Genomic DNA, 23,511 nt, shown 5'->3' on the forward strand with positions numbered 1-23,511 from the left:
ACACCACCTTTGTTAACTTTTATGTTACCGGTAACGTAAAAATAACAAACAAAAAATTACATGTCAATACTAATTTCTGAAAATAATCAAAATTCAAAACCAAGGTAAATAGATGGTATTGCTAAGAATATTTCCTACTTAGTGGAGCAGAATAGCGACGATGAATGCTATTCTTTAGATGCAATGACGTATTTGAATGTTACATTTACCAAGCTCAAATGTTAAAAACTTTTAAATATGAGTAGGTTATAAAATTGGATGGTGATGTAGATTTTTAAACCACATGCTATAATGACTTGAGAAAAATGGTGGATGAACATCGGGGAGCTTTAAACGGAAAACTAATTGTATTATTTTATTTTTGGCTCACTTGAAGCGCTTTCCCTCTTGGATTCAATAATTGGAAAGTGTAGAGTTAGAAGAAGTACAATTATATTTGAATTATTTATGTAAAAATAAACCAACAACATGATAATCACGATGACTTTATTTTGAAATAAAATGTATCTTCATTCGAGATGTTTTTTGCGTAGAATCGTTGCGCCAGCAGTAGGAATAATACAAAAAAATTAACAATGTAAGGTAGGTACGATAGGTGACAACAATATATGATATTGCAAAAAAAGCTAATGTTTCTCCTATGACTGTTTCAAGAGTTATTAACAATAAAGGCAATATTAGCGAGAAAACAAGAAAAAAAGTAGAGGCTGTTATTCAAGAATTAAACTATATCCCCAACTCCGCTGCCAGAAGTTTAAATATTAAAAAAACTAAGCTCCTTTCATTAGTTATTCCTGATATTACAAACCCTTTCTTCACAAAGGTTGCAAGAGGTGCAGCAGATAAGGCTAATCAACTAGGCTACCAGCTTATGTTGTGTAATACTGACGAGGATCCAGAAAAAGAAAGTGGCTATATAGATGCTCTTATTTCTAAAATGGTAGACGGCGTTATTATTGCGCCTACAGGGAATCAATCTAAAAAAAACTTGAAAAAGCTTGTGAAAAACAAAGTTCCCTTTACGTTAATTGATAGGATGATAGATGATCTTCCTTGCGATATGGTATTGGGGAATAATCATGAGGGAACAAGAGAGTTAGTTCAACATTTAATTGATCGAGGACATAAGAAGATTGCTATCATTCATGCACCTTTAGATATTTCCACATCCAAAGAGCGATATCAAACTTATGTAGACACATTGAAAGTAAATGATCTGTCTTTTAATAAAAACTTGGTTATCCAAACGCATTATAAACAAGAAGAAGAATGGGATACTATCAATGGATTGCTGCTATTACCTGAGGAAGAACGACCTACTGCCATCTTCGCAGCTAATAACTTTATAGCGATCAACGCGATTACAACACTGCGCAACAAAAATATCCGAGTGCCAGAAGATATTGCTGTTGTATGCTTTGACGACTTAGAGCCTTATTCATATTTGGATCCTTTCTTCACAGTAGCTTCACAGCCTGCATATGACTTTGGATATATGGGAACACAATTAGTTATTGAAAGAGTTGAAGGAAACGGACCAAGTGAATATCGCAAAATTAATCTTCAACCAAAGCTAATCGTAAGAAAATCCTCTAGTACTTCTATTGTATAAAGATTATTGATAAAGTCGGTTTTTAAAAAATCACACTGAAGTAAACTCAAAAAAACTTGAGTTTACTTCAGTTTTTTCTGAAAATTCACAATTGTTTTGGTGCCTGACACACTCGTTGTGATTTTAACCTTATATTGAAATGGGAACCCATTTCACTCTGTATATTCCCCTACTTCTTCATACGTATTAGATGAACCTGTAAGTAAAATTTGCTTTCGTTGAAAACACCATGTTTCTGATTATTAAAGTACATAACCCCAGCAACAATAAGTGCCAGGCACTCAAACAATTTAAATTAAGATAAACTCCAATTCCTCTTGTTATACACCACTGATTTCTTCTTTAACATAATAAGAATGCTCTATGATATAGTAAAAACAAGGATTTACGAAAGGATGTTATTTATGGCTAAAAGTGTAGTAATAGCTGAAAAACCATCAGTAGCTCGCGATATTGCGCGTGTATTGAACTGCAATAAAAAAGGAAACGGTTATCTTGAAGGGGATAAATACATCGTTACATGGGCATTAGGTCATCTTGTAACATTAGCAGACCCAGAAAGCTATGACGTGAAATACAAAACGTGGAATTTAGAAGATTTACCAATGTTGCCTGAACGCTTAAAACTGACAGTAATTAAACAAACAGGTAAACAATTTAATGCGGTAAAAAGCCAGCTAACGCGCGGTGATGTAGGAGAAATCATTGTAGCAACTGATGCTGGCCGCGAAGGTGAACTCGTAGCACGTTGGATTATTGATAAAGTAAAGATAAATAAGCCGATTAAACGTTTATGGATTTCTTCTGTAACTGATAAAGCCATTAAAGATGGATTTGCTAACTTAAAACCAGGCAAGGCCTACGATAATTTGTATGCTTCCGCTGTTGCTCGTTCTGAAGCAGACTGGTATATCGGACTGAATGCTACTCGTGCTTTAACAACGCGTTTTAATGCTCAGCTAAACTGCGGTCGTGTACAAACTCCAACAGTGGCAATTATTGCGGCGCGCGAAGATGAAATCAAACATTTTAAACCACAAACTTACTATGGTATTGAAGCACAGACTAACGATCAGTTAAAACTGACATGGCAAGATGCAAAAGGTAATAGCCGTAGCTTTGATAAAGATAAAATGGACGCTATCGTTAAAAAGCTAGGAAGAAGTAACGCAACTGTTACTGACATTGAAAAAAAACCAAAGAAAACTTTTGCTCCCGGTTTATATGATTTAACAGAGTTGCAACGTGATGCGAATAAAATTTTCGGCTATTCTGCAAAAGAAACGCTGAATATTATGCAAAAATTATATGAGCAGCACAAAGTATTAACGTATCCACGCACAGACTCTCGCTATATTTCACAAGACATTGTTGCAACTATACCAGAACGTTTAAAAGCTTGTGGTATTGGCGAATATCGTTCACTTGCAAATAAACTTTTAAATAAACAAATTAAAACGTCGAAGGCATTTGTCGATGATAGTAAAGTTTCTGATCACCATGCGATTATTCCAACAGAAGGCTATGTCAATTTCTCAGCATTCTCCGATAAGGAACGTAAAATTTACGACCTTGTTGTGAAAAGGTTTTTAGCCGTTCTTTTCCCTGCTTTTGAATACGAGCAGCTTACATTACGTGCAAAAATCGCAGATGAAAGCTTTGTAGCACGCGGCAAAACAATTATGTCAGCTGGCTGGAAGGAAGTATATGAAAATCGCTTTGATGATGAGGATACAACAGATGATTTGCAAGAACAAATCCTTCCACGCATTGACAAGGGTGACACACTTCAGATTAAACTGATTGCACAAACATCTGGCCAAACGAAGCCACCAGCCCGCTTTAACGAGGCAACGCTCTTATCTGCGATGGAAAATCCGACGAAGTATATGGGGACGAACGATAAAAAATTAGCCGATACTTTAAAATCTACAGGCGGTTTAGGCACAGTAGCAACTCGCGCAGATATAATCGAAAAGCTCTTTAATTCATTTTTAATTGAAAAACGTGGCGCTAAAGATATTTACATCACTTCAAAAGGTAGACAACTGCTTGATTTAGTTCCCGAGGAGTTAAAATCCCCTACCCTTACAGCTGAGTGGGAACAAAAGCTCGAAGCGATTGCAAATGGAAAACTGAAAAAAGATGTATTTATTAGTGAAATGAAAAATTACACGAAGGAAATTGTTTCTGAAATTAAAGCAAGCGACAAAAAATATAAGCACGATAATATTTCTACTAAATCTTGCCCTGATTGTGGTAAACCGATGCTTGAAGTCAACGGCAAAAAAGGCAAAATGCTTGTTTGTCAGGACCGTGAATGTGGTCACCGCAAAAATGTAGCACGTGTGACAAACGCTCGCTGCCCTCAATGTAAGAAAAAACTTGAGCTTCGTGGTGAAGGCGATGGACAAATTTTTGTATGTAAATGTGGTCATCGCGAAAAATTATCTGCATTTGAAGCGCGCCGTAAAAAAGAAGGCGGCGGTAAAGTAGATAAACGCTCAGTTCAAAAATATTTAAAGCAACAAAATAATGATGAACCAGTAAACAACGCATTGGCTGAAGCCTTAAAAGGATTAAAACTTGATTAAGAGTGCCAGTCACTCACACAATTCTGAATTCTCCCCAGCAAGATATTTTTAATAACTTTAGCCGCAACACCATGCATAGCGAGGGGTGCGGCTTAAGTTTTTTCATCTCTAGTACAATATAAATTTACTAGTAAAACTATTATCTAACACAATGCATCTGATACGTTTTTGCACTAGAATATTTACATAAAAGTACTTTTAAAACTGCATACTCTTATTCCTTTAACATATATTGAATTGTCATAATATTCACTAAATTATGAAGGAGGAGTAGAAAATGCAAGCTCAAGACTTTAGACCTCGAAATGTGATTATTATTACGATTATTGTTGTTTTATCACTAATAATTGGGCATTCGATTTATGTAAATTATATTGAGGTTTTTTAAATACAAATTCTGAAATCACATCTAATATCTTAGTTGTTGGGATATTACCTAGATTGTTGTTATCACAGATGTAGTGCAGCTTATGGCAAAGTAAAGATGTAAGAGGAATTAATACCATAAAGGCTATCTATATACTATTTAGAGTTAAAGATTAAAGAAGAATCTGCTCAACGTCCTTTGAACCGTGCGGGCGTAAAGCAGATTCTTTTTTCTATTGTAGGATTAAACATTTGAGTTCAGCAGCTTCGCGGAATCAACCCCTCACTCCGCGGAATCAACTCCTCATTTCGCGGAATCAACCCCTCGCTTCGCGGAATTAACCCCTCACTTCGCGGAATCAACCCTTCGTTTCGCGGAATTAACCCCTCACTCCGCGGAATCACCCCCTCGCTTCGCGGAATCAACCCCTCACTTCGCGGAATTAACCCCTCGTTTCGCGGAATTACCTCCTCACTTCGCGGAATCAACCCCTCACTTCGCGGAATCAACCCCTCGCTTCGCGGAATTAACCCCTCACTTCGCGGAATCAACCCCTCACTTCGCGGAATCAACCCCTCGCTTCGCGGAATTCTCTCCATAACTATTCTTTTTAAGCATAATAACGAGCGGTAAGCTCATTGCTTTACCGCTCGTTCTGTCGTTTATAAATATTGTTCACGCCATTGTAGCTGCTCTTTTTCCGTAAGTTGCTGTTCCAGCTTTTCATCCCATTGGTTTAGCAATGTATTCCATACTCGGACATATACAATATTTTGCTCCTTATTAAAAAGGACGAATTCTAAACAGGGGATATCATTAATCTGTTTCGCATCTGAAGTAACAATTGTTGCTACTATTTTTTGTGAGCTAGATTCTTCTTCCTCTTCCTGTTGTAAAGCTGCTAGCATCATTTCCTCATCAAAATGTTCTTGCTGCTCAGCCTCCTTATCGACATAACGATATGGTTCAGGTAACTCATCAAATTCCTCTATTGCCTCTTCTCCTACAGGAAGAATGGCTTGATGACATGGACTAAATAAGAGCGTTGCCGTTTCTACCTCTAGCTCTTCCTCAAAAATGCCATGCTCCAATTGTTGCTCCCCTTTAGAGGTTAATTTATAGAAGCCATCCGTTTGCTCTATAAGGCGGACGCGAGACATTAACGTCACTAAATCCTCAATAAAAAGTGGGTCTACTAGTAACAGCTCACTCAATTCCTGCACATTTTGAAAATTTGCTTCCTGCATGCTAATTAATAGCATTTTCATTAAGACATCCATCGTAGAGCGACGAATTGGCTCATATGTCACTTCAATCGTGCGAACCGGAATACACCATTCAGTAGATCTCACTATTTTCACATGACGATTTTGCTGTAACTCTCGCATTAAACGCTGTTGTAATTTCAACACCCTACATCACCTGTCCTTCATGATTACGCAAGCCGTTGTAGGATTTCACCGTCGTTAAAAGATTGCTGTACATGTCACGTGTATCTTGATGCTTTGCACGCTTTGCAAACATATCTGCACTGCCAACAAGCATTAACAATTCACGCGCACGAGAAAGTGCAACATTTAACCTGCGATAATCTCTCGCAAAGCCAATGTCCCCTCCCTTTGGCGTATTACGTACCATACTAACTAATATGACATCCATCTCCATCCCCTGAAACTTATCGACTGTTCCCGTTCTAAACTGTAAATGGGGTAGCTGTAATTCCTGTTGAAGTAGACGATTAATTTTCTTCACTTGCTCGCCATAGAAGCTAATAACGCCTACACTTTTTTGTACATCCTGTGGTATGCGCCCTGCATTTTTCGCTTCTAAAACAGCAGCATTTAAATCTGTTAAAATTCGGCGGATTGTTTGTAGCTCCCCTTCATTATAACGGCTCGTGCCACCTTTAACTTGTTCCTCTAAAAATGGTTTTTCAGTTGGCATATCAATCCATAGTAAATGATCATCTCGATTGACGAATTGTCCTTTTAAGCCATGGTCACGCGCTAAATCTGAATCCGGCAAACCGCATTGCAGGCCATTCTCTTCCTTGGCGTAGAAAGGTGTAATACTGTGCATAATTTTTTCATGCATACGGTATTGCAATGCAAGCATTTGCTTATGTGTTGGCGGTAAGTTATTAAATAACCGCTCGAATAACGATTCACGCAGCAAGCTTTTTAGCTCTTGTGCACCATCGAAGTTTGGATTTTCTTCTAACATGCCCTTTAATGTTTCCTCTAGCGTATCATCACCAAGAAGTGGTGGTAGCTGATGATGGTCACCAACTAAAATAACTTTTTTACCCTTTAGCATTGGTAATAATAGCTCTGGAGGTGTCGCCTTGGATACTTCGTCGATTATGACAACATCAAAGGTCGGATAGTTTTCCATAAATTCCTTACTTGCCGAAGCAACGCATGTTGTTCCGATAACATTGGCATGACGCACATATAATTTACGAATTTCATCTAAATCATATTCTGTTGCGTTTTGTAACTTATCACGCCATTGCTCTTGTAATTTCTTACGTAGAGGTAGCTGCTGTTCTTTACGCTGTAACTCTTCTAAGCTTTCATTTGCCGTTTGTATAGTTTCTTTTACTTCCTCATATGTGCGCTCCGGCGTAGATTGCAGCAATGTTGTTAACGCAGTTAGTTGTTTTTCCTTTTTTAGCCCTTCTACATTTATAGCTTTAATCTTTTCTTCTAATTGCGCTAGCTGTTCCTCAACCTCATGTAAGCTAGCCTTTGCTGTTTGCTGAGCTGCTCTCTTTGGCACGAGTTGTGTGTTAGCTTGCTCAACGGCCTGAAGCTGTTGACGGGCTGTTTTTAAAGAGGATTGTGTTTCAGATACTAGCATTTTCAACTGCTCCACTGATTCTTCTGGCATAACATCAGCTTGGAATGTATCAGCGAGTTGCTGTAGACGCTCGGTATGTGTAATAAATGGCTGTAATTGGCGTTGTAAGCTTTGTACATCGAAGCTTGTAATGGCACATTCTTGATGTATTAAACTACTAATATTTTTACGTAGTGACTCAAATTCACGATCTTTATGATCCTGTTGTTGTCGAAGCGCCATACCCTTTTGCCAAACAAAATCGCGACGCATATAAAGCCCTAGTAAATAGCTCTCTAACTGTTCGATAGGTGGCGTTTGCCCTTCCTGAAACGACTCATTTAGCTGCGCAAATACACCCGTTAAATTTTGTAATGAGAACGATTGAACCGGCTGTTGACGACTTTTAGCTAACGCTCGCTCTTTCTCCTCAGGCGATACCAATTCTTCAAGCTTTGCAATTGCTTTTTGTAATCGAGAATTAATTGTTGCCCAGGCTTCTAAATCTTTCGCATCCTCTAAATGCTCTAATCGCCCAATTTGTTGAGCTAATATGTGCGTAGGACGGATGTGATAATGCTCTAAAAAGCGTTGAATACGATCAAAGGACGTTAACGTACCAATGTATTGTTGTCCTTCCTTCATTAAAAGCAATCGCTTATTTTCTTGGTCATATTTTAGTTGAATATCTTGAAACTGCGATGTCAGCTCCTGCTTTTCTACAAGTAATTCTTTATATTGAATAGCAGCTTGCCATTGTTCAATTTTATGAGTACAATCTTGAATCGTCTGTTGTAACTGTTCAAGCGAATCATATTCAGATAAAATTTGTTCTTGCGATTGTATAACGGACTCTAGTTGTGCTAGCTGTTTCTCAACATGCTCTTTTTGCTCTTCAATAGATTCTTTTTCTGCTTTTGCCGTTTTCAAATCCTTTTTTAGCGATTGAATTTCTTTTTGCAAAATAGGTTCGTCTATTGCCGCCTGCTCCTTAGCAGCTATTTCCTTAACTAGCTCCTCAAGCCATGTCTCAAGCTTTTGTCGCTCATCCACTGCTTTTAAAATACTTGCCTTCAATTCCTGTTCACGCTCAGCAAAAGCGATAATTTCTTCTTCAACAGAAGCTAATGTTTGTTCACGCCAATGTAGGGCAACATTTTCCTCAATGAATTTTTTTCCCTCTTCTTCAATACTTTCTGTTCGGCCATACCGTAAAATTCGAATTTCTTGATTGGAGAGAAGTCTTCCTAATGCATTATCAACAGCTAAATTTGACTGTGATGCCACGAGTGTTTTCAAGCCTGCCTTAACATTCTGCAGGCAAATTTCAGAAATAACGGTTGTTTTCCCTGTCCCCGGTGGCCCTTGAATCACATACAAATCTTCAACAGATAGGGCTCCGATAACAGCTTTACGTTGATATTCATTTAAATTATTATGAAACTCAATATCATCTCGTAGCTTTGCAGTGCGGACAGTTGGGCGTTTTTCAAATAAAATCGTCTCTAGACTAGCATTAACTGCTTCACCCTTTTCTAGCTTCGTAAAGCCATTGCGTAAGCGTCGAATTTGGCTTAGTGTTGCAAAATTACTAAAGCTTGCTTGTTTTGAGCGCAAGTTTAACTGATCTTTACGAGCCTGATCCTGTGCAAAAGGCTTTAAATCAATTTCCACTGTTTGTTTGCTAGCATTCGATTTTAATACTTGTCCGATTTCGCCACGTACCCCTTGGATGCTAACACTTAAACCTTCGAGTTGCTTCCATTCCTTCGCTTTTACATAGGGACATACAAGTGTTAAACGTGAAAAGTCTTCATTGAAGTAGCTTTGTTTAAATTCCGTATGAATATCATCAACTGTTGCATCCCGTTCTTGGATTTTTAAATAGCCTTCCCAACTTGCAATACGCTTTTTCACATATTCGGTGCGTTCTTCAGCTATCGGTAGCTCTCTTATTTTCGTATGAAGGTCAAGCGGGATACCTGCACCATTATTAGGCTTTGTTACAAATTGCAATGCAGCAGGTAAGCGACGATTCGTACTTACTGGACCTCGCATATGTACAAAACGAATATTTGTTGCTAATAACCCTTCCACTTTTAGCACACAATCCATAATTGCCGTTTTTCCGGCAAGTACACTATCTAACTTTTCATTGTGCTCTGCATTAAAATAAATCGATAAAAACGTTTCACCAATTGTTTTGGCTTTTCTTTTTTCAATATAGACGGTAATTGTTTTTTGTAACGCAAAAAAGGCATGCTCATTTGCTGAGCATTCCTCTACCGCCTCCTTCGCCTTATTCGTCAAAATTAAATTACAGCGTTGTTTCTCTAGTAAAGCGATGTTCTGCATGAGCTGCCCTCCCTTCCGAATTCACTAAAGTATTATTTTATCATATCGTAAAAGGAATCTTGCAAAGAAAAATCCCCTGCACAGTGATTTCCTTCCACTGTACAAGGGATTAATACTTATTGGTACCGACATTAGGACACAAATCTTTAATGTTGGTCTATTGTTTCTTTCGGTAATGTTTTGCTCATTTCACAGTACTGAACGAAAACACGTGCCATTTCACGTAAACGATTATGAACATCCTCGTCTACAATTACATTATTTGCATCAAAATGAGATGTATGTGTATATACATAGTTTGGTGTTACAAGTGCACGGAAGTAGTCTAAAATAGGCTTTAATTGGTTTTCAACTACTAAATGGTGCTGATATGTGCCACCATTCGCTACGATAGATACCGGCTTATAACGCATTGTTTTCGGATGTAAGAAATCAAAAGCATTTTTCAATACACCTGGAATTGAAGCTTGAAAAATTGGCGTTGCAATAATATACGCATCCGCTTCTTCAAATTTTTGAATCATTTTTTTCATATCGTCATTTAATGGAGAACCATCGACAATTTGATGCTTATATTCACTAAAATGCATAATTTCTAAGTCGAAACTAGCATCGAAATCTTTAATATAACGCTCTACTTGCTCTAAAATAGCACCAGTTTTACGCCCAAACATTGTGCCATCAACGAGTAAAATTTTCATATTCATTTTGCCTCCACATTCATCTTCTACAATAATATTGTAACAAATGAATAGTGGCTCGGGAAGAATTGTAGTAGTCAAAACAATAAATTCAGTCTTTAGACGGAATGCTATATTTAATGGAAAGACGACTATTTTTCATTGTGCCGATTAAATGTCACCTCTTTGTCTACTACCGTTTCTTCCACTTTAAATTTATCTCGATTAATAATGACCTCTCGATTTACCTTATGCTCTGCATCTGACACATCTGAGCCTTTAAATTTTTGCCAATTAAATAACTCTTCACGCGTAAATTCATCTTGTGCCACATTAGGAAAATCCATTTTCGCTAAGTCCTGTGATGGATAAATTGCCACCGGCTGTTTCTTTCCATGTAACCCAATAACGATCATTGCTTTTGCAACTTGCGTGGACTCAATAGAGCGCAAACGCTTTAATGGTCCTATTAATAAAGGTTTAGCAAGTTTTAATAGCTTTTCTCCTGCCTTTTCACCAAAACGAAATTCATCGCGCTGTCCCACCAAAAGAGAGGGACGAATAATTGATAGACGCTGTAAGCCAAGCTCTATTAATGCATGCTCAAGCTTCCCTTTCACACGATTATAGTAAAATCGAGATTGCTCATTGGCACCCATAGCTGTTATGACAAGCATATGCGGAATCCCTTGCTTTTTTGCCAATGAGGCAATGGCTAGTGGATATTCAAAATCAACTTTTTCAAACGCCTCACGTGAGCCCGCCTTTTTTATCGTTGTGCCTAAACAACAAAATAGCTCATGAGCAAACTCAATATCTTTTTCTTCTAATGTATCGAAGTTTCGAATTTTCACCTCTAACTTCGGGTGCTTATATTGTAGCTCTCGTCGTGATATAACGATTACGGAAACATATTCATCGTTTTCACATAACTGTTCTATTAGTGAGCTACCTGTTAATCCAGTTGCCCCTACAACAATTGCCGAACGCATGCCCAATTTTATTCTCCCCCTTCGAGAAATCCTTCTATTTGCTCCAAAAAGACGATTCCTATGTATGTATCCTCAATAATGAGAACTAGCTTTATTTTGCATGTCCTCTCTACTATTCATCGGTATAGCAAACTCAATTTTTAAAGTTTCATCTCATACATTATTTATCTAATGTTAATTTTTACACATACTTGCCCAATTTTCACCATAATTTAAATAGACAGATGAAAGGATGGGATACATTTGCAAAACGAAACACAAACAATTAAACCGAAAAAATCGATTGTTTTCATAATTGAAAGCTGTATTGATAAAGGGCTGTATCCTTTTGAACGGGTTGCAACATTAGCTAAGTTGCTTGGACAAGAGGAAGTTTTCATATTCGTCAAAACCCCTTCAAATGATGGGATTCAAATTTTAATGAATCACAATCTTTCACCAATACTATTCGATCATTTTGACGAATTACCTAAGCAAATAAAAGCTATACAACCTGATTTAATAGTTAGGGATGGTCGTAACTCAGAAAGCTGGCAAGTGGAAAATTTACGACCATTTTGTAAAACGATTATTCATTTTGATGATTTTGGTGAAGGTGGCCAAGCCTGTGACTGTGTATTACTAGCACTCTATCAAGAAGTTAAAGATTACATGCCTTCCCATTATATTGGTGGCAGTTTCGTTTTTGCATTACCCGAAGCTTATCAGCATTCAGAACAATTACCAGATCTTAAAACACCAGAAAACCCTCCTCACATTGTTGTTGCTTTTGAGGATGGGGACGAGCATAACTTAACATATCGTACTCTTCGACACCTAACCCAGCTACAAATCCCACTACAAATTACAGTAATGATAGATGAAAGCTATCGACATGCGACTGATGACTTGCAAATGATGGTTTTAAGTCGTCGTAATACTGCCATTTTGCGTGATAAAGACGCACTTCTAAAATTATTACCCAAAGCTGATGTCATTATTTGCAATGCTAACTATACGCCATATAAGGTTGCTTCCTATGGTGTGCCATGTATTACGCTTGCACAGACAGAAAATGAACTATTACACGCATTCCCTCGTGAGCATAATGGCTTTATACATCTCGGCCTCGGGCGTAAGATGAAACAATCACAAATACAAAATGCCGTTATGGAGTTTTTATTACATGAGGCTCGCAGTGAACGTGCTGTGAAAAAACAGCGCCAGCTTAATCTCGTTAGCAATAACAAAACGCTGGAATCTTTATTACTGGATTTCGCTTATGATCGACATAATATCGCTTCTACTTAGTGATTCTTTTAAGGTGGATATGATACAATATATTAGAATTTTTCACTTTCGTTATTCCCCTGCTTCTAGTTGAATGTATCCAATACAAAGTAGGCTAGAATATTTGAGGAATCTCAACGCATCAGTACCCGATTAATTTTAACAATTGAGCGGTGGGGGATGACAAAACCTCCATCGCTTTTACACGCTTTCCTAATAAAAAATAAACTACTAAAGGAGCCAAGTATCATGCCATCAAAAAGTGATATTGAATATCAAATCAAAGAATTAAAAATGGATTATATGAATTTACAAGGTGACATCGAAAAACTTGAATCTACAGGCCATAACGACCAAGTCGCAAAAGCTGAGCAGCGCCTTGCTAACATGGAAGCACAGCTAGCAGAATTAAATAAACAACTAGCAGAGCTATAATGGATTTGCATCGTGCCAACTGTTATGTTGTAGCAGTAGCATTGTGATTAATCTATTTACACAAGACCTAATCGAATTATTTTGGAGGAGCAACATATATGGCAATATTAACAGTTGAAAATTTAGGTCATTCTTTCGGTGACCGTACACTTTTTAAAGATGTTTCTTTCCGTTTAGTAGAAGGCGATCATATTGGCCTTGTCGGCGCAAACGGTGTTGGTAAATCTACTCTTATGGGAATTATTACAGGACAAACAATTCACGATGCGGGAAAAGTTGAATGGCTACCTGGAACACATTACGGCTATTTAGACCAGCATACTGCGCTTACAGCTGGACGTACTATGCGTGATGCATTACGTGATGCCTTCCTCCCACTATATAAGAAAGAAGAAGAGCTAAACGAAATTACAGGTAAAATGGCTGAAGCAACACCTGAAGAATTAGAAGTTTTACTAGAACAAATGGCAGAGGTTCAGGATGCCCTTGATGCTGGAGATTTCTACACTCTCGATATGAAAATTGAGGAGGTTGCACGAGGTCTGGGTCTAGATGCTATTGGACTTGAACGCGATGTAGCTGCCCTTTCTGGTGGTCAACGTACGAAAGTTTTACTGGCAAAGCTACTATTAGAGAAACCAAAAGTATTATTACTCGATGAGCCAACGAACTATCTCGATGAAGAACATATTACATGGTTGAAAAACTATTTAAAAAATTATCCACATGCATTCTTATTAATTTCCCACGATACGGAATTTATGAATGAGACAGTAGATGTAATTTTCCAATTGGAGTTTTCAAAGCTAACTCGCTATACAGCTACGTACGAAAAGTTTCTAGAGCTTGCTGAAATCAATAAACGTCAACATATTGATGCTTATGAAAAGCAACAAGAGTTCATTAAAAAACAAGAAGACTTTATAGCGAAAAATAAAGCGCGTTACTCTACAACTGGTCGTGCAAAGTCTCGCGCGAAGCAGCTTGATCGTTTAGAACGTATTGATCGTCCTGAAACAGCGGTGAAACCTGAATTTGGTTTTAAAGAAGCACGTACGCCAAGCCGTTACGTTGTGGAAGCAGAGAATTTAGTCATCGGTTACGATAAAGACAAACCACTACTACCACCTCTTTCATTTATGATTGAGCGCGGCGAAAAAATTGCCTTAGTCGGCATGAATGGTGTTGGTAAATCTACTTTATTAAAAACGATGCTTGGTAAAATTAATCCACTAGGTGGTACGGTAATTCGTGGTGATTATTTAGCTCCTTCTTATTTCGAACAAGAAGTTAAGGCAGATAAGATTACACCAATTGATGATGTGTGGAATGCTTTCCCTTCTATGGAACAAGCACAAGTACGCGCTGCTTTAGCACGTGCTGGTCTAAAAACAGACCATATTACTCGCCCACTTAATTCTTTATCTGGTGGTGAGCAGGCTAAAGTTCGATTATGTAAGCTAATGATGGAAGAAGCAAACTGGTTACTATTTGACGAACCGACAAACCACTTAGATGTCGATGCAAAAGAAGAGTTAAAGCGTGCTATGAAAGAATTTAAAGGTACAATTGTTCTCGTTAGCCATGAACCTGATTTCTATGAAGGCTTAGTAACAAAAGTATGGAATGTACAAGACTGGTTCACTTCTGGTCAACAAAGCTAAATACTAATAATGTGTCATTCTAAAGAGTAAAAATCCACTTCGCTTTCCGCGGGCACAAGGTAAGCCGCAACCGTCGTTGTTGTGTCTTACTTTTTGTGCTGTTCCCGCAGGATACTTGGTGGATTTTTTCTTAGGATAATATCCCCTTCTGACAGTGCTGTATGCGACAACTTTTGAACTCGCTCTTAGGTGGTCACTCTTTTGCAAAGCATCGCACCTTCTATATCGTAAAAATCAGCTTCGCTTTCTGCGGGAGTCTACTCTACTGGCATTGCCATGAAAATTCACAATTGTTTGAGTGACTGGCACTTCTTCACCGCCACTAACTTAAACTTACTTCTATCGTTTCAAAATTCCCTATTTTTTAAATCTTCTAAACTTACATCATTGTAAGCTTATTTAATGAAACTTTTCGCACTTTCAAGCGTATATTTAGTATAGATTAAAAATATTATGTTCTCTTAAAAGTTTTTTAATTAACTATTGATTTATATATAGCTTACTAGTAAGATATATGTATAACCTATTTTACTTACTAATAAGCTATTCATAAAATATAATCCAACAAAGAAAGCGGGGAATGAAGAATGACAGTTACTATCTACTCACAAGCGAGCTGTTCTTCATCCAGAAAAGCACTAAAATGGTTAAAAGATCACAACATCGAATATAAAGAAAAACGCATTACGTCACATCCTCTTACACTTGCAGAATTTAAAGAAATTTTAAGCATGACAGAAGATGGTACAGATGAAATTATTGCAACAAACTCAAATGACTTTAAAAATTTAAATATTGATATTGATCAGCTTTCTATTCAAGAGCTGTACGCAATTATTCAAGCGCATCCAAGAATGTTACGTAGTCCTATCCTTATAGATGAAAAACGTATCCAAGTTGGGTACAATGAGATGGACATTCGTCGTTTTATTCCACGTAAAGTACGTGCTTACGAATTAAATGCGATGACAAGATTGGCACAAGAAAGTTAAAACAGTTTTGGAGATGACCTTATATGGATCAAGAAAAACAACAAGCCATTACCTCATTGTTTGAAGTTGTCTTTTCTATCGAGCGTAAATGGGCAAACGAGTGGAATAATCATAATGCACTCGGCTTTTCAAAATCCCATATTTTAATTTTAGACTACTTATCGCAGGAGGGACCAAAGCGCCCTTCTGCAATAGCAGAACGCTTAAAGGTAACAACTGGTGGTGTCACGGTATTAACGACCAAACTGATTAATGCTGGCTTTATTGAAAAAACGCAGCATGCTACTGATCGTAGAGCCTCACAATTAGTTATTACTACCGAGGGTGAAGAAATACTTGAAGAATCCCGTCAACAAGTTAGTGAAATTATTAATAATATGTTTGGTATGCTCTCAGCAGAAGAGGTGCAAACATTGCGTGATATTTTCGCCAAATGCTTACTATCTGTTGATACCAATCGGCAAGATTAAATTTTCATCTTTGTGTGAAAATACGAAAAAGGATGCATCGCAAATTTCTGTTTGCAGTGCATCCTTTTTTGAATTGGCCGAACGAATACTTCCGTCTAAGTAGTTATGGTTGTGCGACCAATATTATTATTACGCTGGCAGCACAGCCTCGACGATTGACACATCAGCCATTAGCATTTCTTTTAACCGAGCTTTTGCACGGAATAAACGAGATTTCACCGTACCGATTGATACTTTCATAATTGTAGAAATTTCAGCAAGTGAATATTGGTCTATGTAGAAATACCATAATGTTTTACGATAGATTGTATCTAATTGACCCATTTTGTCCTGAACTAGCTTCGTCACAATCTCTTTTTCAATTTTTTCTTCTGTAGAAATGTCATTATTGGGAACCAAATCTAAAATCGGTACGTCTAATGTTTCAGGTTGGTTCATCATATACTTACTGCGTCGTACTTTTTTTCGATAGCGATCTCTAAATGTATTCATTGTAATTGTTGTTAGCCAAGCTTTAATATGTTCAACTTCGGCAACGCTATCTTCATAGCGCACGACTTTTACCCATACTTCTTGCATTAAATCTTCTGCTTCTACATTATTGCGAGTAAGTTTCAAACATAAGTGGTATATATAACGGTTATATTCCTCATATACGCCTTCTAATTTTTCATTCATTGTGTATTCCTCCGCTTCTTGTTCTTGCTTCTATACACATTCTCGCAAAATAATGTATTACACTCTATCGTATTGGCTTTCAATTTCATTACAATCGTGTAAGCTTAAATGCTTTCACTTGTAATATTCGTAAAAATTGTTTTACTACTATATCTCTTTTACCTCAAAAGACTTTCAAGATACCTTTTCCCACTAACGTTTAAACAGATTCACCAACAATTGTATGTCCATCATTAATTTTCTTAATATTATGAATTTAACTCTTACAATAAATGTCGCATTGAACTTTTCATATCTTTTATAATAAACAAAAAGTTCTTAAAGTACTTACCCGCTTTAAGAGCTTTTTAAGCTAGTTACTCAGAATCAATAATGTTTTTTAGATACTCTTTTGTCGCATTAATTTTCCAACGGTAGTAAAAAACAAAAAATGCACTCCTAGCAGAAGCGCATTTTTGTTAACTTAACAGCCCTAAACGAAAAGATGAGGCAACAACCTGTGTTCGATTTTTTGCTTTGAGCTTTGTCATTAAACTACTTACATAATCCCTGACTGTATGCTCGCTTAAAAATAATAAACTGGCAATTTTTTTATTGTCATATCCTTCAGCAAGCAAGCCGAGTATCATCGACTCCCTTTCGGTTAAATGAAGTTCTGTATTTTTCTCTACCTTCTCACTCTTACGTGATAAAAATAAGCCTAAACGCTTTCCTACTTCCTCAAGGAGAGTTAATTCTTCCTTTGTACAATCAAATTCCTCGCCTAGCTGATCAAATGTTAGCCAGCCGAATAACTGATCCCCACCAATAATAGGAATAAAAATAATTGAAGATAAACCAAATAATTGGATATGCTCCTCCTTCACGTAATTTTTTGGGCTTTTTAAATAAATTGGTTTTCTTGAATTAAGTATAGTGTTTTCTCCAGTTAGCTCCCCTTTCATACTTTGCACCTTAGGAAGCTCTGCTCCAATAACACCGTAAAATTGATTGGACCATGGGACATATGCATAAAACACACATCTTTTATAGCTAAAATATTCTTCACATTTTTTTAAAATATAGGCTAAATCCTGATAGCCTGATGAACTAATAAGCAATTTATCAAGCTTATCTAATAACTGTAAATGTCTTAATCCCTCATTTTCAATCGGCATGTTACTACTTTTGCCTTCTCCCTCATAGTCATAGTAAAGCTGTACTAGAGAAATAAATAATGATAATGCATACATTAAGACGGCATTCGTTCGACTACTCTTTTGTTGAATCATAAACGTAATCAATGACTTTTCAAATATTAATTGAAATAAATTAAGGCTCTTTCTATCAATAATGGATAATTGTGATTGTAGCCATGTATTAAAAAAATACTTATCATCACCATTTAATTCATCAATGTTTGTATGTGTCAGTAAACGTAAAAATGAATCCAATAGCAGCGCGACTCTATTTCGTTCTGTTTCGCCTATAGCAGGTTCTAAATTGAGGTAAATATTCATATTCTCTTTAATTTGTTTATGATGAACTTTAATAAATAACACAAACTCTTGAAGTGTTACTTCTTCAATTGGCTGAAATGGATGCGTCATAGGAAATTCTTCTCCTTCACACTAAAATACCCCTATAAATGGAGGATATTCACTCACTATATTATACAGCATCTTATAGGATAGTATTTCAAATTGACAATAGTAAAATAAAGGTATCGCGAAACAATGTGAATACTTTTGGATCCTAAGGTAATTATATAACCAGAAATAACGAAAGGGGCTTGCATGAAATGAGACTTGAAAATGCAGTAGCCATTATTACAGGTGGAGGTACAGGAATCGGGAAAGAAACTGCACTATTATTTGCCAAAGAAGGAGCAAAAATAGTTATTACAGATATAAACGAACAATCTGGTAACGACACAGTACGTGATATTGAGGCAATTGGCGGGGAAGCATTATTTGTACGCCATGATGTTAGCAATGAAGAAGACTGGAAAAATGTCGCAGATGAAACGATCAAAACATTTAACAAAGTCGATATTCTTTTCAATAATGCAGGTATCTATATCATTAAACCACTCGCAGAAATCGAACTATCTGATTGGAATCGCTTAATGTCCATCAATGTGACAGGTGTCTTCCTGGGGATGAAACATATTATGCCACTTATGGCTAAACAACATAAGGGCTCTGTTATTAATGCTTCTTCTATTGCTGGCTTAACAGGCGCTGCTGGTCACGTATTATACGGAGCTAGTAAAGGAGCCGTTCGCATTATGACAAAAGATGCGGCAATGGAATATGCTCCATATGGAGTACGCGTTAACTCTATCCATCCAGGCTACATTGACACAGGAATGGCAGACTATGCGTCCGCAACAACTGGAAGCTCTAAAGATGAATTAGGAAAAAGCATTTTCCCATTAGGTCGTTTAGGCTCTGTTAAAGAAGTAGCGCAAACAGTATTATTTTTAGCTTCTGATGAGTCTTCCTTCTCAACAGGTGCAGAATTTGTCATTGATGGCGGAGCAACAGCAAAATAAAAATAAAGGTGGTCATTTATATGAAACTACAAGATAAAGTAGCAATCGTAACAGGCGGAGCTAGCGGTATCGGTGAAGCAACCGTTCGCCTTTTTGCACAAGAGGGTGCAAAAGTAGTCATCGCTGATTTTTCTGAGCGTGGACAAAGTATCTCAGATGAATTAAATAATAGTGGTTTTGATACACTTTTCGTGAAAACAGATGTAACTATCGAAGATGACATTAAAAACATGATTAATGAAACTGTGAATAAATACGGTAAACTTGATGTTATGTATGCTAATGCAGGCGTAGCTGACGATGCACCAGCACATGAGTTATCTTTCGAAAAATGGAAAAAAACAATTGATATTAATTTATCAGGTGTATTTCTTTCTGATAAATATGCGATTGAACAGTTCCTTGCTCAAGGTACAGGTGGCGTTATTGTTAACGCTGGTTCCATTCATAGTTTTGTTGCCTTACCGAATCCAACAGCCTACTCATCTGCAAAAGGTGGCGTAAAATTATTAACACAAAATCTATGTACTGCTTATGCTAAACAAGGTATTCGCGTAAATGCGGTATGTCCAGGCTACATCGACACACCACTATTGGCAGAAGTAGACGCTAAAAATAAAGAATACCTAGCATCCCTTCATCCACAAGGTCGTCTTGGAAAACCAGAAGAAATCGCGAAAGCCGTGCTATTCTTAGCAAGTGATGACGCAAGCTTTGTTAACGGTACAACACTTCTTGTTGATGGCGGTTATACTGCTCACTAATTATTATAAAAAGGTCTGATTTCGAGAAAACATCGAATTCAGATCTTTTTTTATAGAAATGATGGACTTATGTAAAAGTTATCGACAAGAGAGGTTAGGCAATACTCAAAAGAAGACTATGGAAGGTTAAGGTCATAATCTTCAGCAAAGGCTAGTGGAGCGAAGCATTAATAAAAACTGTAGAAACCTTTGTAATAGCAGGATTCCCCAACCACATTATGCTATACTATTTCTATTATCGAAATATTGAAAGAGGGATGCTAATATGACGCAATTAGAGACATTAAATGCTTACTTTACAGAACATCGTGAGGCACACTTAAACGAGCTAAATGAATTTTTACGTATTCCAAGTATTAGTTCGTTATCAGAACATAAGGAAGATATTCAACACGCTGCTGAGTGGCTAGCCGATGCCTTCAAAAAACTAAACTTGGAAAACATCTCTATTACGCAAACTGCTGGTCACCCTGTTGTTTATGCTGACTGGTTACATGCAGAAGGTAAACCGACGATTTTGTTTTACGGTCACTACGATGTACAGCCAGTTGATCCATTACATTTATGGGAAAGCGAGCCGTTCAATCCTACAATTCGTGATAACAAATTATTTGCTCGCGGCGCAAGTGATGATAAAGGCCAAGTGTTTATGCACTTAAAAATGATTGAAGCGCTATTTGCTACAACGGGTACATTACCAGTGAACGTAAAATTCATCTATGAAGGTGAAGAAGAAATCGGAAGTCCACACCTGCCTGCTTACGTCGAAGAGCATAAAGAAAAATTAGCTGCAGATTTAATTTTGATTTCAGATACAGGTCTTTATGGTCCTGGTAAACCTGCAGTATGCTATGGCTTACGCGGTCTTACAGGCGTACAAATTGATGTTCGTGGAGCAAAAGGCGATTTACATTCTGGCCTTTACGGTGGAGGCGTGCAAAATGCTATCCATGCATTAGCTGAAATGTTAGCTTCCTTCCGCGATGAACACGGCACAATTCAAGTAGAAGGTTTCTACGACAAAGTATTACCATTAACAGAAGAAGAACGTGAAGCTTTCCGTGCGCTAGGCTTTGACGAAGACTCTGTAAAAGAGGAAGTTGGCGTATCAGAATTATTTGGTGAAGCTGGCTATTCTTATTTAGAACGCACTTGGGCTCGTCCAACATTAGAAGTAAATGGAGTGTTCGGTGGCTTCTCTGGCGAAGGCATTAAAACTGTACTTCCCGCTGAAGCTGGTGCAAAAATTACATGCCGACTAGTACCAAATCAAGATCCAGAAGAGATCGTTGCATTATTAAAAGCACATATTGAAAAACATAAGCCTGTTGGTGTAGACGTAACCATTTCAGAATTCGATAAAGGACGTCCATTCTTAACACCATTTGATCACCCATTTATTCAAGCGGCTGGTCGTTCGTATGAAAAAGTTTATAATGTCCCAACTGCTTACACACGTGGTGGTGGTTCAATTCCAATCGTTGCTGCATTTGATGAAATTTTAGATTTACCTGTTGTTCTAATGGGCTTCGGTTTATCGAGTGAAAACTTCCATGCACCAAACGAACACTTCCATTTAGAGAACTTCGATAAAGGCTTACGTGTTTTAGGCGACTATTTATATGAGGTTGCAGCGTTACAAAAATAATAAATCACAAGGCTAGTACAAAAGAGAAAAAGTGTTAGATTGAATGCAATCAATCTAACACTTTTTTACTGCTACCGTTGTTGTTCGCTACGGCGGACGCTTCCCGGGCAGCCCTAAACCACAACCCTCGCTAACACGTGGTTTGTTGCGTCTTACGCTACGTGCGTTCACGCAGGAGTCGCCGCCTACGCTACCAACAACTAGTGTCCTCCTCTAAATTATTTGTTGTAATAGAAAGAACTATTACCTTCACCATAATTGTAAAATTATGCACCAACTGCTTTCGTTTTTCCACGAAGGACGACGGTTTTTCCGTAATACTAGAATTACTCACAATGCACTTTGACTAAATAAAAAAATCCCCTCACCTTTTCTGGTAGGGGGTTTTTCAATTGGTTATTCACCGAAATTTGTTACAAATTCTGCTGATTTTTTACGTTCTTTCCCTTTTGGAACTTCATCAAAATATCCGACTTGTAGCATTGCAATTACACGTTCACCCGGCTGTACTTTCAATGCCTCACGGAATTTCGGATTGTCTAAGAAGCCTGGTGTTTTCCAGCAAGTGCCGATGCCTTTCTCCCAAGCTAAGAGCTGGATATTTTGAATGAAAATACTCGCTGCTGCATAATCTTCTAAACGCTCTTTTTGACGTGCATCCTCTGGCACAATGACAAAAGCAAAGCCACCTGGTAGTGTAAATTTCGTCGTTTGTTTGGCTAAATCTTCACTAGAAAGATCTTGCCATTTTGGGATAGCTATATCACGTAATAGATGTTGAACTGCAACTAACTCATTATCACAAGCTATAACTAAACGCCAAGGCTCACGGTTACCATGGTTAGGTGCCCATATCGCATCATCAATAATGCTTAATAATTCTTCACGATTTACCGGCTTCCCATTAAATTTCTTTATAGAACGGCGATTTATAATTGCTTCTCTTACTGATAATAATTGTTCACTCATTTTTTATTATCTCCTTCTATTTATATTAGAATATTGATTATTCGTCATTAGTTCTATCTCCAACATTATCACAAAATGATGAGCTTTAAAACCGCCAACTCTCTAAGCAAAACTATCATCTATATGGTAGAAGTAATAGGTCATATTAGGGGTATAAGCCGTAGAATCTTGATAAAAATAGGGCCGGTTAATACTATCGGAAGTATGTGCATTCACATAAGGAATTCCATTTTGTATACTCGTGACAATAACAGAATGGTCGATTCTGCCATCTCCTTGAAAATCGTAAAATATGATATCCCCAAGCTCTAACTCCTCTGCAGATTGCACACGTGTAGCCTTCAAACCAGTTTTCGAGCCCTCTAAATACCATCTAAGAGAATGTGCGACAGACCAGCTAAAACTCCAGTTGCCTTGCTGAATCCACCAACCCCGTTCTCTATTTGGCGCACCTCTCATCGGTGCCCCTCCAGCAAGTAAGCATTGCGAAATATAATTCGTACAATCGACATCAAAGTTTGGAAATGCTGGATTGCGTCTATTCCACCATAAATTCGCATATTGAACAGCTGCCTGTCTGTTATACATTTTGGCCACGCTTCCCCTCCTTATGACCATCATATGACTACATCATTCGTTCTATTA

General features: G+C 37.5%; 18 protein-coding genes. 10 read left to right on the forward strand and 8 right to left on the reverse strand.

The window, feature by feature from the left end; translation table 11 throughout:
* Nucleotides 1–595 precede the first annotated feature (595 nt).
* Together ACIP9C_RS12340 and ACIP9C_RS12345 are read left to right on the forward strand one after the other, a co-directional pair.
* Nucleotides 596–1,612, forward strand: coding sequence for a LacI family DNA-binding transcriptional regulator (locus ACIP9C_RS12340; protein ID WP_401010985.1), 1,017 nt, complete (start codon nucleotides 596–598; stop codon nucleotides 1,610–1,612).
* A 404-nt stretch (nucleotides 1,613–2,016) separates the two neighbouring features.
* Complete coding sequence (locus ACIP9C_RS12345; RefSeq protein ID WP_401010987.1) at nucleotides 2,017–4,206, forward strand: DNA topoisomerase III; 2,190 nt, start codon at nucleotides 2,017–2,019, stop codon at nucleotides 4,204–4,206.
* A gap of 1,029 nt (nucleotides 4,207–5,235) precedes the next feature.
* Here the strand turns inward: ACIP9C_RS12345 and ACIP9C_RS12350 are convergent.
* The 4 genes from ACIP9C_RS12350 to ACIP9C_RS12365 all read right to left on the reverse strand — a co-directional run bounded on the left by ACIP9C_RS12350 (nucleotide 5,236) and on the right by ACIP9C_RS12365 (nucleotide 11,441).
* Nucleotides 5,236–5,985, reverse strand: coding sequence for a hypothetical protein (locus ACIP9C_RS12350; RefSeq protein WP_401010989.1), 750 nt, complete (start codon nucleotides 5,983–5,985; stop codon nucleotides 5,236–5,238).
* Between the two features lies 1 nt (nucleotide 5,986).
* A complete protein-coding gene (locus ACIP9C_RS12355) occupies nucleotides 5,987–9,769 on the reverse strand; it encodes a DEAD/DEAH box helicase (protein WP_401010991.1) in 3,783 nt (1,260 codons plus the stop codon).
* A gap of 146 nt (nucleotides 9,770–9,915) precedes the next feature.
* A complete protein-coding gene (locus ACIP9C_RS12360) occupies nucleotides 9,916–10,470 on the reverse strand; it encodes an NADPH-dependent FMN reductase (RefSeq protein ID WP_337982217.1) in 555 nt (184 codons plus the stop codon).
* A gap of 131 nt (nucleotides 10,471–10,601) precedes the next feature.
* Nucleotides 10,602–11,441, reverse strand: coding sequence for an NAD(P)H-binding protein (locus ACIP9C_RS12365; protein WP_401011259.1), 840 nt, complete (start codon nucleotides 11,439–11,441; stop codon nucleotides 10,602–10,604).
* 243 nt (nucleotides 11,442–11,684) lie between these two features.
* On the opposite strand from ACIP9C_RS12365, the gene ACIP9C_RS12370 reads away from it, so the two are divergent.
* From ACIP9C_RS12370 to ACIP9C_RS12390, 5 genes are all read left to right on the forward strand, one after another.
* The gene (locus tag ACIP9C_RS12370; RefSeq protein WP_401010992.1) at nucleotides 11,685–12,731 is read left to right on the forward strand and encodes a PseG/SpsG family protein; all 1,047 of its coding nucleotides are present in this window, start codon (nucleotides 11,685–11,687) and stop codon (nucleotides 12,729–12,731) included.
* Between the two features lie 228 nt (nucleotides 12,732–12,959).
* Nucleotides 12,960–13,145 carry an SE1832 family protein gene (locus ACIP9C_RS12375; protein ID WP_173478723.1) on the forward strand — a complete coding sequence of 62 codons (186 nt, stop codon included), beginning with the start codon at nucleotides 12,960–12,962 and terminating at the stop codon, nucleotides 13,143–13,145.
* A gap of 98 nt (nucleotides 13,146–13,243) precedes the next feature.
* Nucleotides 13,244–14,809, forward strand: coding sequence for an ABC-F family ATP-binding cassette domain-containing protein (locus tag ACIP9C_RS12380; protein ID WP_401010994.1), 1,566 nt, complete (start codon nucleotides 13,244–13,246; stop codon nucleotides 14,807–14,809).
* Nucleotides 14,810–15,396: 587 nt separating this feature from the next.
* Nucleotides 15,397–15,801 carry a transcriptional regulator Spx gene (gene spx, locus ACIP9C_RS12385; protein WP_036117523.1) on the forward strand — a complete coding sequence of 135 codons (405 nt, stop codon included), beginning with the start codon at nucleotides 15,397–15,399 and terminating at the stop codon, nucleotides 15,799–15,801.
* A 23-nt stretch (nucleotides 15,802–15,824) separates the two neighbouring features.
* Nucleotides 15,825–16,271: a MarR family winged helix-turn-helix transcriptional regulator gene (locus ACIP9C_RS12390; protein WP_340821119.1), complete on the forward strand. Its 447-nt coding sequence runs from the start codon at nucleotides 15,825–15,827 to the stop codon at nucleotides 16,269–16,271.
* 129 nt (nucleotides 16,272–16,400) lie between these two features.
* Here ACIP9C_RS12390 and ACIP9C_RS12395 read toward each other — a convergent pair whose 3' ends face one another.
* Nucleotides 16,401–16,949: an RNA polymerase sigma factor gene (locus ACIP9C_RS12395; RefSeq protein ID WP_340821120.1), complete on the reverse strand. Its 549-nt coding sequence runs from the start codon at nucleotides 16,947–16,949 to the stop codon at nucleotides 16,401–16,403.
* A gap of 458 nt (nucleotides 16,950–17,407) precedes the next feature.
* Nucleotides 17,408–18,538, reverse strand: coding sequence for a LuxR C-terminal-related transcriptional regulator (locus tag ACIP9C_RS12400; protein WP_401010997.1), 1,131 nt, complete (start codon nucleotides 18,536–18,538; stop codon nucleotides 17,408–17,410).
* Nucleotides 18,539–18,729: 191 nt separating this feature from the next.
* Here ACIP9C_RS12400 and ACIP9C_RS12405 point away from each other — a divergent pair, with 191 nt between their 5' ends.
* The 3 genes from ACIP9C_RS12405 (at nucleotide 18,730) to ACIP9C_RS12415 (ending at nucleotide 21,897) form a co-directional block, all read left to right on the forward strand.
* Complete coding sequence (locus tag ACIP9C_RS12405) at nucleotides 18,730–19,485, forward strand: SDR family NAD(P)-dependent oxidoreductase (RefSeq protein ID WP_401010999.1); 756 nt, start codon at nucleotides 18,730–18,732, stop codon at nucleotides 19,483–19,485.
* A gap of 20 nt (nucleotides 19,486–19,505) precedes the next feature.
* Complete coding sequence (locus ACIP9C_RS12410; RefSeq protein ID WP_401011001.1) at nucleotides 19,506–20,249, forward strand: SDR family NAD(P)-dependent oxidoreductase; 744 nt, start codon at nucleotides 19,506–19,508, stop codon at nucleotides 20,247–20,249.
* Between the two features lie 265 nt (nucleotides 20,250–20,514).
* A complete protein-coding gene (locus ACIP9C_RS12415) occupies nucleotides 20,515–21,897 on the forward strand; it encodes a dipeptidase (RefSeq protein WP_401011003.1) in 1,383 nt (460 codons plus the stop codon).
* Nucleotides 21,898–22,293: 396 nt separating this feature from the next.
* On the opposite strand, the gene ACIP9C_RS12420 is transcribed toward ACIP9C_RS12415, so the two are convergent.
* Together ACIP9C_RS12420 and ACIP9C_RS12425 are read right to left on the reverse strand one after the other, a co-directional pair.
* Nucleotides 22,294–22,866 (reverse strand): nitroreductase family protein, encoded by a 573-nt coding sequence (locus tag ACIP9C_RS12420; protein ID WP_340821125.1) that lies wholly within the window; start codon nucleotides 22,864–22,866, stop codon nucleotides 22,294–22,296.
* Between the two features lie 102 nt (nucleotides 22,867–22,968).
* Nucleotides 22,969–23,463: an amidase domain-containing protein gene (locus ACIP9C_RS12425; protein ID WP_401011005.1), complete on the reverse strand. Its 495-nt coding sequence runs from the start codon at nucleotides 23,461–23,463 to the stop codon at nucleotides 22,969–22,971.
* Nucleotides 23,464–23,511: the final 48 nt, after the last annotated feature.

The organism is Lysinibacillus sp. NPDC093210, from assembly GCF_044753985.1.
GTDB lineage: Bacteria > Bacillota > Bacilli > Bacillales_A > Planococcaceae > Lysinibacillus.